The following is a 16,900-nucleotide window of genomic DNA, read 5'->3' on the forward strand; positions in this document are numbered from 1 at the left end:
TAAAGGATCAAAAACTTTTAAGTTTCTGACACCAGCCAATATTTGTTCTAATACTTATAACCCTAATTTATAAATGAACAAGAACTTATTTACACGTTTATTGATACAGATTTAAATTGATACACGCCAATTGTGGTATTTAAAAAGAGTGCTTAGAAGTCAGGAATTTTCTGAATACTCTGTATAATTCACGTCATAGTATTCTAGATTTGATTTTACATAATACATTTTGTCCCCCAACAAACCAAAATACCGACAGAATATATTATACTGCCCCTTTTATATAGAACAGAAAAAAGACTCAGTAATTTTGTCATAAAAATAGGATAAACATCTTCTATTGCATCTGTTCTTGCAGCACAGCTAAAAAAGCCCTTAAAAATAAGAGCTTCCACGTTCAGCTATCCAAAGTTTAAGATCGTTACATAGGTAGCTTCGCTAATAAATGAGACTTGATTCAAATCGCCATTAATTTTTTATAATTGATCACTGTTTTTTCAGAAGTATCTGTCACCTTGGCGATTGATAAGGTGACGACTGCTGAATTATTTAACAACTTTACAATTGTTCCAATGACTTGTTTTTTCCTAAATCTAAATGTGACTTGTTGATTTTTTTTAAAAGCCACTCCTTCGATGGATGGTTGCATTGGTTTCCATTGTCCAAAACCCATAATAATCTCCCCTTTTTGAGTATTTAAAAAACCGTCTCAAGCATTTGAGACGGTTGAAAAAATCGTTTAAGCTTTGTAGATATTAACGGCTTGCATACCACGTTGACCTTCTTCAGTATCAAAAGTGACTGCTTGCCCTTCATCGAGAGACTTGAATCCATCTGCTTGAATCGCAGAAAAATGAGCAAAGACATCTTGACCATTCTCTCCGGTTATAAAACCAAAACCTTTGTCTGCATTAAACCACTTTACTGTACCTTTATTCATACTATTTCCTCCTTGTGCATCATTACGAATGCGTTTTGTTGCAATAATTGTTTGATAAGCAAAAGGAGAGTATAAATTTCTGTATAGCACTCTTAATACGTTTCAAAGTTTATCACTACAAGTAGTATACCACACAAACTCTTTAGTTGCAACTTTACATAAAAATATTATTTTTTTATAAACTTATCACTCACTATACACTGTTTTATTTTTTATGTGCTATACTATCTATATAGAATTTCGCTATGAACGTTATCGTTACCTTTCGTCACTATTTGAGAGAGGAGAATGTATTATGACATTCACTAACAAAACAATTGATTATCGTGTTACTTTGGACACTAACTTAAACTTGTTTATTGTTTTTTCTAAAAACGATGAAACCAAAGTGGCAACCGGTACTACAATCGAAAATGCAGTACATGAATTAGAAAAACTAGCATAAGGAGTGAAACTCTCTAATGGCCAAGCTCTTTTCATATTAAAGGCAGCTACTTGTAAGAATGAGTAGCTGTCTTATTCATTTTTTGTGCGCTAATTTGCTAAAAATGATCTCCATTGTTTCAAGTGTATCGATATCCATCTGACACAACCAGAGAAATACCTTCTTTTCCTCCTCCGTCCAAGTAGTTTTTGGATAGGCGGAAAGAAGTTTCAGATATTTTACACGTTGGATACTAGATGACAATAGCCAGTGCTGTTCAAAACTCTCACTTTCTTCCATATCATCCCTCCAAAATGGTATTACCTACAGTTAGACATAGCAAATGCAAGTAACTTTTAACTAAAAAAATATCACAAACTAGCAAGCCAATCATCACAGATTAAAAATTGCTTTTTTTATGTTAATAAAGCCCTATAATTTCTGATCCGTTAAAATCAATATTGTAGAATTCATAATCATTTTTTACCAAGCAATCATTTATTTAAAAACCATTCACATAAGTAATAATTAACTTTTCGAAACCTAAGTCTTTAAGGAATACTATTTTGTTCTATAGTGGTTTTCCGATAATGCTTCCACATAATATCTTAATAACTTGTAATCTTTTTCATCAATACTTTTTATTATTATTTTATTTCCAAATAACGATCTGTGTGAATTTTTTAAAAGTCTGTGATGTATTTGATTTAAAATCAAATACTCTACTTCTTCGTCCTTCAAGTTAGGATCAGTAATCTTTTCTAAATCCCGATGAATATAATTATATTCTAAGTGAGACGCGTCATTAATAACTCGTTTAAATTCTTCTTTCTCAACTTTCAGGAAAATCACGTCCTTCCCTTAATAAAAAACTCAGCGAAAAGAGAGATTAACTAACCACTTCTGCTATTTAAAAATACATATTACATAATCAAATAAATTTCAATTCAACATCAGATATCTTTACAATAGTATGTTACCCCTTACCTAAAAAAAATTTATTGTTTTTATACATAAATACCCTAACATTCTTATGCAAAACTCTTATCAATAGATCATCTAATCTAAATCATAAAAATAGACCTAATAGAATTCCCCCTAAGATGAAGAATGCAGAGTTAATTTTGTATTTAAGAATACCTAATAGACTAATAAAAAAAATTAAAATGAAATACCATTCAACAAATATATTTTGTCCTAATTGGATGGTAACATTAGCCATCAATGCTAATGCTGCCGCATTTATACCAATTAACATTTTGGAAAATGTATTGGATTGTTTAAGCTTGGAAAATAGTGGTGCTAATATAAGAACCAGTAGAAACGATGGTAAAAAAATCCCTACTGTAGCTACCAAAGCACCTGGGATATCGAAAAGTAAATATCCAATAAAAGTTGCTGTAGTAAATACAGGCCCAGGAGTAAATTCGCCTACAGATATGGCATCTATCATTTGAACTTGGGTCAATACTTGTAACTTATCAACAAATTCTGATTGGATAAACGCAAGTAATACATAGCCACTACCATATAAAAGTAAACCTATTTTCAGGAAAGTTAAAAATAAAATTGAGAGACTAAATGGCTCTATGACATAATTTTTAAAATTCCAATCTTTTTTTATTAATAGTAAGAGTATTGCGGCAACTATTAACACAGTTAGTTCCGAAGCACCAAAAACAACCAAAAGCAGAGACAGGCAAAAAACAATAAATGTAGACATATCTTTTATAGCTGTTTTAAAAAGCTTTATTAGAGCTGCTACAATAATTGCTACAATGACAGGCTTTATATACTCCATAATTGTTTGAACTCTAGGAAGGTCTCCATATAATTTATAAAAGTGCCCTATAATCATTACAATGACCATTGCTGGTAAAATAAATGAAATACCTGCTAAAAATAATCCCCATTTTCCAGCACGCCGATGACCTAATATAATTGCCATCTCTGTAGAGTTTGGACCAGGAATCAAGTTAGTAAATCCTAATAAATCTAGAAACTCTTCCTTAGACATCCATTGCCTTTTATCCACGACTTCTTCTTCCATCATAGCGATATGAGCAGCTGGTCCACCAAAAGCAAAGAACCCAAGTTTTGAGAACACTTTAACAATCTCGATGTATTTATTTTCTTCCATAAGCCCTCCAATAGCATGAGAAATATTAAGTTATGTGCTGATTTGTTATATCAATGATTGGTTTCAGTTTAGTAGATCTTTACTTTCCAATAAATAGTTTAGAAAAGGACGCAAAGAGAAAAATAGAACTTTCTCTTTGCGTCCTTTGATGAAACCTTCTGAAAAACGATAAATATATTATCATTACAGTAGATTTACTCACCTATAAATATAAAAGCAACATATAAAAAGAAGACTTCCCCAATCTGCTTTCTCCGCTACTCTTTTAATGAGACACACTAGAAAATTTTAGAACAATTATTTATATATAGCAAGTAAAATGCCCTTGTTAAACAATACTATTTTAAATTAACCGTCCAAGAGATCTTGATCAAGCCAAAATCATGTTTAATTGCATAATAAATCAAGAATAAACAACAACTGTGTTTCTACCTCCTTTTTTTTGCAGCATACAGCGCTTGATCAGCCTGATTGATGAGTTCATATACATCTAAAGAAGAATCATACTTAGAAATGCCAGCAGAAAAATAAAGCGTAATCTTTCTTTCCCCTCCAATATTCAACTTATTTTTTAATAAGAATGCCTGAAATCTTAATATAGTCTTTTGAACAGACTTTAATGTACTGTCTTTGAAAATAACTAAAAATTCTTCGCCTCCATATCTATAAACCTCTACTTGATCTTGGTGTGCTTCACTAAGAAAAGTTGTTATTTTTTTTGAAAAGAATATTAAAGCACGATTTCCTGTAATGTGTCCATAGTGATCATTAATTCTTTTAAAATGATCTAAATCCATCATAACAAAAATAAGCTTTTCCTTTTCAACATCTGTCATACTATCTACGTCTTCATTTAAGCTTCTAAGATTTTTAACTTTCGTCAATTCATCGTAGTTTCTCTCAATAAGTTTTCTATTTATATCTTTTAAGAATTATTTTTGAGTACTTAGATAGTATTGCCAAGAAATACAAATAATTATAGACCCTATAAACAAAGATAGATATTCCCAAAAAGTAAGTTTATATTCAAAAAAGAGCATAGAATTCAATCCAGCCATCATTAGGGGAGCGTCAATAATTTTGTGTAAATGATTCTTCCCTACTGCAGATTGTTTCTAATTCTCAATCAGTTGGCTTAGCATTTGTTCAAGTTCGCCTTCGGCCTGTTGAAAGCCTTTATGACTGCGACCTAGGAATTTTTGGTTGTAAGTATCAAAAGACGAGACTAAGAAACGTTCCATCGACTCTTCGTTTTGGAACTGTTCCTTGCGGTGGCTGTATTTCTTGATTTGCTTATTAAAGGATTCAATCAAGTTCGTAGAATAAATACTCTTGCGTATGGCCAAGGGGAAATCATAGAAAGTGAGCAAGTGATCGTTCGAAAGAATCGATTCAACCACTTTTGGATAGCTGGTTTTCCATTTTTCCGCAAAAGCACCACGTGCTTCCAACGCCACCTCTTTAGATGAGGCTTGATACACCATTTTAAAATCATCACAGACTTCCTTACGATCATCGACACGCACTTTGTGACTGATATTACGGGAAACGTGTACACAACAATGTTGAAAACGAGCTTTGGGATAGAACCGACTAATCGCTCCTACCATCCCCTTTAAGCCATCCGTGATGAACAGGAGGACATTTTTCAAACCGCGCTCTTGAAGGTCCAATAAAATTTCCTCCCAAATCGTGATGGATTCAGTCGGTGCAATCGCATAGCTCAATACTTCCTTTGATCCGTCCGGGCGAATGCCAACTGCGATATGAATAGCTTCCTTGGCGACGGTTTTCCGCTTTAACGGAATATACGTTGCGTCCATATAAATAGCAGCATAACGGTCATGAAGCTCCCGCCCTTTAAACGCCGTTACCTATTCTGTAAATGATTTTGTTATATTGGACATGGTTTGGGGCGTGTAGTGATGCCCATACATTTTCTCAATCAAGTCTGCGATTTCCGACATGGTAATACCTTTTCGGAAGAGGTGAATGACGGTCTCCTCTAACATGTCATTCGTCCGTCTATAAGCAGGAACAGTCTGTTGCTTGAACTCACCATTGCGGTCGCGCGGAATCTGGAGATGAAGTTCCCCATACTCGGTCTTGACCGTACGGTCATAGGAGCCGTTACGAGAATTACCCGTGTTACAACCAATGCGATCATACTTTTCGTAATCTATGAAAGCTGTTAACTCCGTTTTGAGAAGCGTATTGACTGCTTTCTCCAAATGGACACGGAATAATTCATTCAAATCGCCTTTGTTCGCTAGAGTCTTTAGAATTTCTGTAGTAAAATCGTTCATAGGGAAGTCCTCTCTTCTGTGAATGTGTTGTGGTAACTCTATTCTACAGAAGGGACTTCCTTTTTTCTATTTACACAAAATATTTTACACTCTCCTGAGTTAAACTGAATATCATTCTGTCTATATAAATTTTAAGATGGATTACCATACTTTTGTTTGACTCATTGACAAAAATCTAAAAAACTTATCCTCAGCGAGATTGAGTGTCTTTTACCAGACACAAATCCCTACTACAGATAAGTTTTTTATTTTTTTTATGCTTTTAGGTATATGGATATTTCAGTTTTTCCTTACTGATAAGTTTCTGTCCGCAAGAATTCTTCTTGCTTTAATAGCTCCTCGATGGAACAATTTTTTTCCAATGCTTCTTTGACAAAAGCAGTGGCTTTTTCATAACCAATTTGCGGTGAAAGGGCTGTAATAGTCCCTGTACTGTTATTTACAGCTTTCAAACAAGCTGTTTCATTGACGGTAATACCTGCCACACATTTATCGGCAAAAATTTGACACGCTTTAGTCAACAGTTGACATGATTCAAATAAATTATGGAACATCACCGGCTCAAAAGCATTCAATTCCAATTCTCCGGAAGCTGCCGCAAAGGTGATGGCACCGTCATTTCCAATCACTTGAAATGCAATTTGACTGATAACTTCTGGAATGACTGGATTGACTTTGCCCGGCATGATCGATGAGCCTGCTTGTCTTGCTGGCAAGTTGAGTTCATGAAAACCAGTTCGCGGACCGCTGGCTAAGAGACGCAGATCATTGGCGCTTTTGTTCAATGTGATGGCAATCGTTTTTAATCCACCTGAAATCGAGGCGAAACTGTCGGTATGCTGTGTACTATCAATCAGGTCATTCGCTGGCCGTAAGGGTCTTGGAAAACGTCGGTTCAATTCTTGATAGAGGTATTCTTGATAGCGATAGGACGCATTAAGACCTGTCCCAATGGCTGTCCCACCCATATTTAAGGTCAATAGTTCTGCCGATAAGTGGTGCAGCCGTTCACGGCAACGCGTCAAACTGTGGGCATATGCAGCGAAACTTTCCCCTACTGTCATTGGCACCGCCTCTTGCAGTTGGGTTCGCCCCATTTTTGCCACGTGCTGAACTTCTTTCGCTTTCATATGCCATCTGTCAATCAACTGTACCAGCGCTTCATCCAATTGTTCAATATATACAAGCAAAGCCAGTTTCCCAGCACTAGGATAGACATCATTGGTGGATTGGCTTTGATTGACATCGTCTAAAGGATGAAGATATTGATATTCCCCTTTCTTATGCCCCATCAATTCTAACCCGCGATTGGCGATCACTTCATTCACATTCATGTTGGTGGATGTTCCTGCTCCCCCCTGAAATGTATCAACAATAAATTCTTCATCCCACTTGCCCATGATGATTTCTTCCGCAGCAGTCACAATGATTTGTGCTTTTTCTTTGGATAGCGTGCCAGATTGTTGATTGGCTAGCGCAGCTGCGGCTTTGATACGTGCTACTTGTTTGATCATCGTCAGATCAACTTTTTGATCAGTGAAAGCAAAATTTTCTTTTGCGCGATAACTATGAATACCATAATAAGCCCCCTCGTATATAGGTAGACTGCCAATTGTATCTGATTCGATCCTCATCATGATTTAAACGCCCCTTTTTGTATTATATGTGATAAAATATCACATAAGAGAAAAAGACACGAGCCTTTTCAGCCATCTCTTTGTTAATCCTTGAGATTGATTCCTTTCACTTTGAAAAACAAAGAGAAACAGTACAAAAACAGAAAAGAGGAAAGTATTTGGATGAACTAGATAAAAAGTTGTTGAATCTGTTGCAGCAAAATGGTCGGTTATCGATCAAAAAGTTAAGTGAAGCGTTATTCATCACTGCACCTGCTGTTTCCCAACGAATAAAACATTTAGAAGAAACCGAGCAATTGTTGTATTATCAAGCGACGATTGACTATGAACAAGCCGGCTTGCCGATCAAAGCATTTATCCACCTGTCGATCGAACCACAGCAAAAAGCAAGTTTCTATCCTTTCATACAGGCGATCCCCAATGTGTTGGAATGTGATTGTGTCACCGGCCCTTATTCAATGTTAATCAAAGTCGTTTTCCCTTCTACCAAATCATTGGACAGCTTTATCAATGACTTGCAAAAATTCGGTCGAACCAACACCCAAATCGTTTTCTCGACGCCAGTTCCCTCTCGAGGATATCAATTCTGAAAACCCAAAAAGCGCGCTTATCTCACATAGACAGGCACGCTTTTTTTATATACAGGGGTCACTGGTCATCGACTGGCACTTGCAACCCTCGTGGTCCGACATTCGTTGAAAATACAATGTGGGTTTTGGTATCCCCATAAAATTGCAAATCTGTGATAAACCGATCCAAGACGACCGTATCACTAAAATAAACCTTCAAGAGCATAGAATAATCTCCAGTGATACAGTCACACTCGATCACATTTGGGATGTCTGCGATATAGGCATAGAAGGCTTCTTTATCTTTGGCATTCACTGCGCAATGGACATACGCTTTGATCAGATAACCAAGTTTTTGGTAGTCGATCAGTGCCTGATAAGAACGGATATACCCAAGGGTTTCAAGGTTTTGTACCCGCACAGAAACAGATGGCGATGAAATAAAGCATTGCTCTGCGATCTGTTTGACAGTGACTCGGGCATTTTGCTGCATGATGTTCAGTATCTTGCGGTCTAAGTTATCCATAATCATCCCCCGTTCTCATTATTTTCTCAGTTTATCGAGAAAACAACAGAAGCGCAAGTTGCAGATTACATCCTATGTTAAATTTCCTAACATCAACGCTGAGATAATTGGAAATAGCGATAAACAATCATCGCCCCACAAGCAAACAGACCACACCCAAAAAACATCATGTCAAAGCCAAAAAGACTGGCGATGATTCCCCACAAAAAAGCCCCACCTCCATAAGCTACATCTAAGGCTGCTGAAAATACCGCTGTCCCTTGCCCTCGCTGCGCCTCAGACACCGATTCTAATACAATCGTATTCATCACAGGCAATAAGCCGGCATAACCGACACCATAACAACTCGCGGCCAGAAGCAAGCTACTGAGCTGTGTCGTAAATGGCAACAGACAAAAAGAAACCAAAATCAATAATAAACTGCCATAAATCAATGTAGCCGTTTGGATTTTGGCGAGCAAACGTGGAAATACGACCCGTGTTGTGACCGTCATGATCGACATGACCGTAAAATAATAGCCTGCGCCGATAATCTCACGTTCAAGGGCATATTGTGCAATAAACGCCACCACGCCAGAATTGGCAAAGCATATCAAAAAAAGGATACCGCTAGGAAACACAACCGCTTTGATGCGAAGCAGTTCTCGTAACGATGATTTCGCTTCGCCAGAGTGCGTATTCCTCCGTGAAAAGGGCTGTTCTTTCAAAAAGAAACTCAACAAAAAAGCTGTTCCGCTCAACAAGGCAGCCATCCGAAAAAGTACAGGAAATCCATAATTTTCTACAACAGCAAGTCCTATCAACGGGCCGATGGCACTCGGCACAGCCTGGGCGATAATGAAATACCCCAATCCGACTGCTAATTTGCCTTCAGGAATCGTATCAACTGCCATCGTCGCTGCTGCTGTCGCTTGCAAACTATTGCCCACCCCTTGCAAGATGCGCAGACAAAAAAGCATCAATAGCCCCTGCAGCAGATTCAATAAACTAAAATCAATCAACAGAATGGCTAATCCCATACAAAGCAAGACTTTGCGTCCATATCGATCCAATGCCACACCGATTGGCAAACGGCAAAACAAAGCAGATAGCCCCAAGACACCTACAATGGCGCCGGATACTGCTTTAGAACCACCTAAAGAAGCAACATATAACGGCATAGTCCCCATTTGGGTCGTGATGGCTGTCATTGCTAGTACCGTGACCACCATCACTAAGTAAAAATCTTTCGACCAAAGCCGACTAGAGCTGTTCACCTTTTCCATATTGTGCCTCGCTTCTATACAGCTAATTGAAAACGTACTTGTGTCAAAAATTGCTGTGTACATTCTTCTTGCGGATCCTCAAAAATTTCTTCTGGTGTTCCCGCTTCTACCACCACACCATCCGCCATGAATATCACTTTATCCGCGACTTCTTGTGCAAATTGCATTTCATGCGTCACGATGATCATCGTTTGCCCACTATCAGCCAGTTGCTTCATGACATTTAGGACATCACCGACAAGTTCTGGATCGAGCGCTGAAGTGGGTTCATCAAACAGTAATAATTCTGGCGTCAAAGCCATCGCTCTGGCGATACCTACACGTTGTTGCTGTCCGCCAGACAGTTGACTAGGATACATCATAGCTTTATCTGCCAAACCCACTTTTTCTAAGGCAGATAACGCTGCTTTTTCTGCCAGTTTTTTTGGGAAACGCCGTGGTGTGCGTAGTCCTTCCGCCACATTTTGCAACACATTCATGTGGCTGAACAGCTCATAGGATTGAAAGACCATCGCTGTTTTGCGGGCAATCTCCAATCGTTGGGTTTTGCCAATATGTGCGAGATCATACTGGAAGTCACCGATAGAATAACTCCCCGCATCAGGCTGCTCCAACAAATTCAAGCAACGCAAAAAGGTCGTTTTTCCAGAGCCGCTAGGACCAATGATGCATACAACTTCCCCACGTTCAATTTGTAAGCCAACATTTTTTAAGATGACTTGTTTATCGAAAGACTTCTTCAATCCTTTGATTTCTGCTTGCAGCATACTCCCACCCTTTCTTTTCTATCGCTCAAAGCGCGATCGTATTGGCAGATTGTCCTTCTAGCAAAATATCTCTTGCATTGTTCAAAGCTGTTTCTGCAATTTCTTGTACAGCCAATTGGGTATAATACGCAATATGCGGGGTCAAAAGCACATTTGGCAGTTGATTCAGCTGTTGATAATAAGGATTTTGATCCCACCCAACTGAAAAATACCGTTCTTCATTGGCGATAGCGTCTAATACAGCACCAGACAAACGCCCTTGCGCGAGTGCGGCAATCAACGCATCCGTATCAACGATTCCCCCACGTGCCGTATTGACCAGACAACTGCCAGGCTTCATCTGTGCAAAAACAGAGGCCGAAAATAGCCCTTCTGATGCTTTTGTCAGCGGGATATGGATCGACAAGACGTCCGATGCAGCAATCAAGGTCTCAAAGGACACATATTCGACAATCCCCTTCAACCGAGGATTTTCACTCCTACTAGTGGCAATCACATGTCCCCCCATATGATAAATCGCTTCTGCGACTAGAGCACCGATTCGACCAGTGCCTAACAAACCGACTGTTACGTCTTGTAGCTCCCGACCAATCACAGACCGTCGATCAAGTTTTCCTTTGATCATTGCTGGAATATTGCGTAAAACCATCAAGATCGACATCACAGTGTAATGGCCCACCGATGTTGGGCTATAAGAAGGGACATTGGTGACCGTCAACTGATGCTTTTGCGCCCAGTCAAAACGAACACCGTCGACCCCCGTTGATTTGATCGATAACTGCTTCATCCCTAAAATATGCAAGCGTTGGTACAGGGACTCATCTTGCTGCATAGCCAGACTAGGATACAAACAGATGCCGTCGTGCCCTGCTGCCAAATGGATATTCTCCCAAGACAAGCCCTCCATTACGATCGTCACTGGTGTTTTGTGGATAAATTGCCACCGTTCGATATAAGCAATTTCCTCTTCACTTACCCCGTAATAAATCAATTTCATTGGCAACACCTCCTAAATGACCCCTTCATATGCTGGCGGCATAGCGTATTCCAACGCATCACCTAATAAAGCGATCCCTTGATCGATCTGTGCCAATGTCGGCTTCGTAAAATTCAGCCGAAATGAATGCTCATAGCCTTTTCCCGCAACACTCATGATATTGCCTGGAATGACCGCAACTTTCGCCTCATCAAGGTAATCATAGAACCGCTCTGCGTCCATCTCAGTCGATAGGAAACAGGTGATAAAATAGCCGCCTGTTGGTTTGATAAAGGTAAGCTTATCCGTTGGCAGTGCCTGTAATGCTTGCAGCATGCGGGCATATTTCTCTTGATACAACAAGGTCAATTGGGCCACATGACCTTCGAAATCATGATGATCCATATATTCGGCCAATACCACTTGCCAATAAAAATTGGTGTGGGAATCGGCGGATTGCTTGGCCAAAATCAATTTTTCCATTGCAGGACCAGCAGCCATCATAAAACCAATCCGGCTGCTGGGTGCCAAAATTTTTGAAAAAGATCCCGCATAAATGATTCGTCCTTCGGTATCTAATGTTTTCATCTTAGGGATCGGTGTACCTTCATACAACAACTCACCGTAAGGATCGTCTTCAAAAATCAGCACATCATATTGACATGCCAATGCATAAATGGCTTTACGTTTTTCCAATGGCATTGATGTGCCTAAAGGGTTTTGGAAAGTGGGGATCAGATACAACATTTTCACTCTTGCGTCTGTTTTGAGGATTGTTTCTAAAGCGTCAAGATCCATTGATTCTGCTGCAAGATCCATCGGTACCGGCACTGGTATCGCCCCATATCCTTTGATAGCATTCACCGCACCGGAAAATGTTTGCTCCTCGCATAACACCACATCGCCTTCATTACAAAAGACTTTTACCGCCAAATCCATGGCTTGGGTCGAGCCCGAAACCACCAGCACCTCCTCTTCGTTATCGATATTTGACAATTGACGCAAACGTTCTTTGATCAAGGTCCGTAAGCGCGGATACCCCTCTGATGCCCCATACTGCAAGAAAGACTCTGGGTCCGCTTCGTTATATAATTTTTGCGAGATCTCTTTCAATGTAGCCATTGGAAATGCTTCTGTCGGTGGAAATCCGTAAGCAAAGGAAATAGCTGCTGCAGACTCCATATTTTTTTTTGCATTCTCTCTTAATGGAGATGCTTCTAATGTCATGATACGTTGTGCGAATTGATAGGCCATTCTATTTCCTCCCTGCATAGTTGTTAGCCGGCCAGCTGTGTGGTAAAGCGGGCTAAAAAGGCTTTGGTTCGTTCTTCTTTGGTTTCCTCGAATACTTGTTGCGGTGTGCCTTGTTCAACAATATGTCCATTCTCCATGAAAACGACTTTGTCTGCTACTTCATACGCGAATTTCATTTCATGGGTCACCAATACCATGGTCGCACCGGCTTCCGCAATTTCTCTGAGCAGCGCCAATGTCTGTCCCACTAGTTCCGGGTCCAATGCCGAGGTAGGTTCATCAAACAAGATGACCTTAGGATTCAACGCCAACGCACGGGCGATCCCGATACGCTGTTGTTGTCCACCTGACAGTTGGCTAGGATAAAAATCTTGTCGTTCAGACAAACCGACTTGATCCAACAAAGCCTCTGCTGTTCGCAGGGCAGCTTCTTTGCTTTGTTTTTTGGTCACGATCAATGGCATCATGATATTTTCTTTGGCTGTTTTATTTTGAAACAAGGCATAATTTTGGAAAACCATCGCTGTTTGCCGTTGATGGGTCAATATTTCTTTTTTACTTGCTTTGTGCAATGTGGTGGTGGTTTCTCCCAATTGAATCACACCTTGATCTGCTCGTTCCAAAAAATTGAGACAACGCAAGAAGGTCGTTTTTCCCGAACCGGAAGGCCCCAATAAGACGACTACTTCGCCTTTAGCGACATCAAGATCAATCCCTTTTAACACTTCTTGTTTGCCGAATCGCTTATGGATATCCGTTACTTTCATCATAATGCGGCCCTCCTTAGTTTGCGCAACAGCCGATTTTCCAGTAATTGTGCCCCTTTTTCGATGACCAAACTAATCAGCCAATAAATGATCGCAACAGCCACATACGCTTCTAAAAACCGATAATTTTGCTGGGCCGTGATTTTAGCTGCCGCAAAAACATCGACAACACTGACCATGGAAGCTAAGGCCGACGCTTTAACCAACGAGATCAGCAAATTACTGAACATGGGCAATGAAATCGGCCAGGCTTGCGGGAGCAGCACACGACGGATGACTTGTAAGTTCGTCATGCCGATCGATTTGGCTGCATCGAACTGCCCTTTTTTGACTGCCGCAAATGCGCCCCTGAAAATCTCGCTGCTATTGATAGCAGACATTAAACTCAAGGCGGCGATCGCTATCCAAACCATGTTGAAATCTTTAAATCGCAAAGTCCAATGCATCGACTCCGCCCAAATATCAAACTGTTTAGCAGAAATAAGATATAACGCTAAAATCACTAAAACCACTGGGACCCCTTTTAAGACCGTGACAATCACTTGCAGCACTGGTGCGAGGATCTTGATCCTATACAGACGAATCAAGGCGATGATCAACCCAACCACCGCGCCAATGACTAGTGCGGTCAACGCCATAAAAAGCGTCGTACCAATATAATGACTTGCTGTTTTCAGCGCTTCGATCATAATAGACAATTGAAAACTCATCGCCATTCCTCCCTATTCTGGGACGTAATCCCCATCTAGATATTTTTCTGATAATTCTTTGATCGTTCCATCTGCTTTCAATTCCTCTAATGCTGTATTGACCGCATCAATAAAGTCTTGGTCAGCTTCTTTGTTGAACAATAAGTAGGCATCTGAGTTGTGGACTGGTTCGCTGCCGATCTCTAGATTTTCACTAAATGAATTGTTCCAATTATCGACTTGATATTCTGGTGCTAACGTTGCATCGACCGCACCTGAAGTGACTGCTTGTACGATTTGCTCGTTGTTGTATTCCCCATAAACCAATTCAAAAGCATCGGGATTTTCTGCCAGATAAGCCTCAGCCATTGCTGCTTGGTTAGTAGCAGTCGTCACATAGACTTTTTTTCCTGCTAAATCTTCGAAGCTATCGTAGACCGTACCGGCATCTGGATCAGAGACAATATACGTATCCCAGACCACATACCCAACATCCCCATAGACGAATTTTTCTTTCCGTTCATCATTGACTTCATATTCATAGGCAGCCATCTGGACTTTATTGCTTTCTAAATTTGATAACGTCGTTGGGAAATCCGCTCCTTCAAAGGTAAAGGTATAATCAAGTAATTTTTCGTCGATTGCTTTAACGACGGCGACATCATAGCCATCATATTCACCATTTTCGTCTAAATAAGCATATGGCAATGCTTCATTCCCAGTACCCACCTTGATTTCTGTTGCATCACTTGCTCCACTGCTTGCAGTGTCGGCAGAACTGCTTCCGCAAGCCCCTAAAACAAAAAGTGTCACCAATGTAATTGCACCTAAAATCGTTTTTTTCATTTGAATTCCTCCCTTTCCCTCTACCCAAAATTTTCCTATGTTGTTTTGATTTTTTGCTGTTTTTTGGTCCATGATATCAGTGGTACTTTTGCTGTTTGTTGTTTTGTTTTCGAAAAACTCATCCGACGTTCCAGACCGGTGAAAACACGTTCTAAGAGGAAGCTTAAGGTAATAAACAAGATCGCCGCACCGACATAGCCTTCAAGTGTATGGAAGGTCACTGCGCCTATCGCTCGCGCTTTGCCGACAACATCCACTACCCCAATGGTAAAAGCCAGCGATGTGTCTTGCAGCAGTGCAATCGTAGTTGTACCAAATGCAGGTAATGCGACACGGACAACTTGCGGTAAAATCACTTGTCGATACATTTGTGTTTTCGTCAATCCGCAAGCAATACTCGCTTCCTTCTGTGTGACCGGTACACTTAGAATCGCAGCCCGGAAAGTTTCAGACTGAAAGGCAGCAGTATTTAATCCGTAGGTGATATAGATGAAAATAATTTTATTCCATGAGGAAACATCGATTTGAATCATTTGTAATAAGGCGGGTACACCATAATACACAACATACAGTTGAACCAATATCGGTGTGCCTCGAATAAATGAAACGAAGACTGCCGCCAGTTGACTCAGAAATGGCACTTTTTCGACACGAATAAATGCAAGTAAAATCCCTAAAAGCAATCCTGTAATCGACGCCACTGCTACTATCATCAACGTAACCGGCAAAGCACTTAAAACCTTTGGAAAATATTCCCAAACTAATTTCCACTGAAAAAATTCCGACATATTGCCCCTCCTTTTTCTGAATATTCTGATTATTAGACAATATTACTAATGGAAAAAAATTTTTCAATAGATTCATTACTAAAACTTCATTAATTTTATAAATTCTCCCTTTTAACTAAAAAAAGAAAGATGCAAACGGCATCTTTCTTTTTAATATAAGAATATAAAATACTACCCGTGGTGCTAGTTAATTTTTTCCTAGAGGAAAATGTCTAAACATGTTGGTAAATCAACAAAAAAACGCATACAGTAGTCTCAAAACTCCCAAGAAATGAGGACTATTTAACAAACTACGATGGTTACGTCGTGACAACTGAACATTTTGACTTAGCCAATCCTGTTACTAAAGTCGATGATATCCCCGATTATGAAATGTACAGTCAAACAATCGATAGCTTAAATAAGCGTTTTGGCAATCGTGTTTTAAAAGGCATCGAAATCGGTTACATCGCTTCTGAAAAGGATCGGATCATCGACTATTTAGCCGATAAAGATTACGATTTAAAATTACTCAGTGTGCATCATAATGGTCAATTTGATTATTTAGATGACGAAGTCAAAGATATGGATCCTGCTATTGTGATTCCTCAGTATTTTGCACAACTTTCAGAAGCACTAGTTGTTATAGAAGCAGATGTCTTTGCTCATTTTGACTATGGTTTTCGGGTATTTGGTCTATCCGTTGCTGAATTTAAACAATATGAAGCGCAGTTTTTAACGATTCTAGATCAAGTAATCAAAAATAAATTGGCATTCGAATTAAATGCTAAGAGCGCTTACTTGTATGACAATTTAGCGTTATATGAATATGTCATCGATTTATATCTTTCACGTGGTGGTACCTTGTTTAGTGTTGGATCAGATGGGCATTACCTTGAACATTTCCGTTTCCATTTCGATGATCTTTTTGCTCTGTTAAAAGCAAAAGGTGTGACGGAATTAGCGATTTATCAAAAAGGAAAGCGAATTATGGTTCCATTACCAGTCTAAAAAAACGTCCTCAGCA

18 protein-coding genes and 1 pseudogene are annotated in these 16,900 nt (G+C 39.4%); 3 read left to right on the plus strand and 16 right to left on the minus strand.

What is annotated here, in order from left to right; genetic code table 11:
- Positions 1-457: 457 nt before the first annotated feature.
- On the minus strand, positions 458-673 hold the full coding sequence (locus tag Q1X33_RS03295; RefSeq protein WP_005225252.1) for a hypothetical protein: 216 nt from the start codon (positions 671-673) through the stop codon (positions 458-460).
- 66 nt (positions 674-739) lie between these two features.
- Positions 740-940: a cold-shock protein gene (locus Q1X33_RS03300; protein WP_005225251.1), complete on the minus strand. Its 201-nt coding sequence runs from the start codon at positions 938-940 to the stop codon at positions 740-742.
- A gap of 295 nt (positions 941-1,235) precedes the next feature.
- Between Q1X33_RS03300 and Q1X33_RS03305 the strand changes: the two genes are divergently transcribed.
- The gene (locus Q1X33_RS03305) at positions 1,236-1,385 is read left to right on the plus strand and encodes a hypothetical protein (protein WP_005237684.1); all 150 of its coding nucleotides are present in this window, start codon (positions 1,236-1,238) and stop codon (positions 1,383-1,385) included.
- A 75-nt stretch (positions 1,386-1,460) separates the two neighbouring features.
- On the opposite strand, the gene Q1X33_RS03310 is transcribed toward Q1X33_RS03305, so the two are convergent.
- The 5 genes and pseudogenes from Q1X33_RS03310 to Q1X33_RS03330 form a co-directional block, all read right to left on the minus strand.
- Positions 1,461-1,664, minus strand: coding sequence for a hypothetical protein (locus Q1X33_RS03310; protein WP_005225249.1), 204 nt, complete (start codon positions 1,662-1,664; stop codon positions 1,461-1,463).
- A gap of 769 nt (positions 1,665-2,433) precedes the next feature.
- The gene (locus Q1X33_RS03315; RefSeq protein WP_005225247.1) at positions 2,434-3,504 is read right to left on the minus strand and encodes a chromate transporter; all 1,071 of its coding nucleotides are present in this window, start codon (positions 3,502-3,504) and stop codon (positions 2,434-2,436) included.
- 428 nt (positions 3,505-3,932) lie between these two features.
- Complete coding sequence (locus Q1X33_RS03320; protein WP_225001478.1) at positions 3,933-4,388, minus strand: GGDEF domain-containing protein; 456 nt, start codon at positions 4,386-4,388, stop codon at positions 3,933-3,935.
- A 231-nt stretch (positions 4,389-4,619) separates the two neighbouring features.
- Positions 4,620-5,810, minus strand: a pseudogene (locus Q1X33_RS03325) (IS256-like element ISLgar5 family transposase).
- Positions 5,811-6,100: 290 nt separating this feature from the next.
- Complete coding sequence (locus Q1X33_RS03330; protein ID WP_081117241.1) at positions 6,101-7,447, minus strand: aspartate ammonia-lyase; 1,347 nt, start codon at positions 7,445-7,447, stop codon at positions 6,101-6,103.
- A gap of 158 nt (positions 7,448-7,605) precedes the next feature.
- Between Q1X33_RS03330 and Q1X33_RS03335 the strand changes: the two genes are divergently transcribed.
- Positions 7,606-8,037, plus strand: coding sequence for an Lrp/AsnC family transcriptional regulator (locus tag Q1X33_RS03335; protein ID WP_003125427.1), 432 nt, complete (start codon positions 7,606-7,608; stop codon positions 8,035-8,037).
- Between the two features lie 58 nt (positions 8,038-8,095).
- Here Q1X33_RS03335 and Q1X33_RS03340 read toward each other — a convergent pair whose 3' ends face one another.
- The 9 genes from Q1X33_RS03340 to Q1X33_RS03380 form a co-directional block, all read right to left on the minus strand.
- On the minus strand, positions 8,096-8,542 hold the full coding sequence (locus Q1X33_RS03340) for an Lrp/AsnC family transcriptional regulator (protein ID WP_005470356.1): 447 nt from the start codon (positions 8,540-8,542) through the stop codon (positions 8,096-8,098).
- 92 nt (positions 8,543-8,634) lie between these two features.
- Positions 8,635-9,807: an MFS transporter gene (locus tag Q1X33_RS03345; RefSeq protein ID WP_213357277.1), complete on the minus strand. Its 1,173-nt coding sequence runs from the start codon at positions 9,805-9,807 to the stop codon at positions 8,635-8,637.
- 14 nt (positions 9,808-9,821) lie between these two features.
- Positions 9,822-10,574 carry an amino acid ABC transporter ATP-binding protein gene (locus tag Q1X33_RS03350; RefSeq protein WP_060792673.1) on the minus strand — a complete coding sequence of 251 codons (753 nt, stop codon included), beginning with the start codon at positions 10,572-10,574 and terminating at the stop codon, positions 9,822-9,824.
- A 25-nt stretch (positions 10,575-10,599) separates the two neighbouring features.
- Complete coding sequence (locus Q1X33_RS03355; RefSeq protein WP_118214693.1) at positions 10,600-11,571, minus strand: NAD(P)-dependent oxidoreductase; 972 nt, start codon at positions 11,569-11,571, stop codon at positions 10,600-10,602.
- A gap of 12 nt (positions 11,572-11,583) precedes the next feature.
- The gene (locus tag Q1X33_RS03360) at positions 11,584-12,804 is read right to left on the minus strand and encodes a PLP-dependent aminotransferase family protein (protein ID WP_005470347.1); all 1,221 of its coding nucleotides are present in this window, start codon (positions 12,802-12,804) and stop codon (positions 11,584-11,586) included.
- A gap of 23 nt (positions 12,805-12,827) precedes the next feature.
- On the minus strand, positions 12,828-13,574 hold the full coding sequence (locus tag Q1X33_RS03365; RefSeq protein WP_054114517.1) for an amino acid ABC transporter ATP-binding protein: 747 nt from the start codon (positions 13,572-13,574) through the stop codon (positions 12,828-12,830).
- On the minus strand, positions 13,571-14,281 hold the full coding sequence (locus Q1X33_RS03370) for an amino acid ABC transporter permease (protein WP_021150492.1): 711 nt from the start codon (positions 14,279-14,281) through the stop codon (positions 13,571-13,573). Before Q1X33_RS03370 ends, Q1X33_RS03365 begins: the two co-directional genes overlap by 4 nt.
- Positions 14,282-14,293: 12 nt before the next feature.
- On the minus strand, positions 14,294-15,106 hold the full coding sequence (locus Q1X33_RS03375; RefSeq protein ID WP_081117244.1) for a transporter substrate-binding domain-containing protein: 813 nt from the start codon (positions 15,104-15,106) through the stop codon (positions 14,294-14,296).
- Between the two features lie 35 nt (positions 15,107-15,141).
- Positions 15,142-15,894 (minus strand): amino acid ABC transporter permease, encoded by a 753-nt coding sequence (locus Q1X33_RS03380; protein WP_003125416.1) that lies wholly within the window; start codon positions 15,892-15,894, stop codon positions 15,142-15,144.
- Positions 15,895-16,200: 306 nt separating this feature from the next.
- Between Q1X33_RS03380 and Q1X33_RS03385 the strand changes: the two genes are divergently transcribed.
- Positions 16,201-16,884 (plus strand): PHP domain-containing protein, encoded by a 684-nt coding sequence (locus Q1X33_RS03385; protein WP_213357278.1) that lies wholly within the window; start codon positions 16,201-16,203, stop codon positions 16,882-16,884.
- Positions 16,885-16,900: the final 16 nt, after the last annotated feature.

The organism is Enterococcus sp. B2E4 (assembly GCF_030499455.1).
GTDB classification, from domain to species: Bacteria; Bacillota; Bacilli; order Lactobacillales; family Enterococcaceae; genus Enterococcus_D; species Enterococcus_D casseliflavus.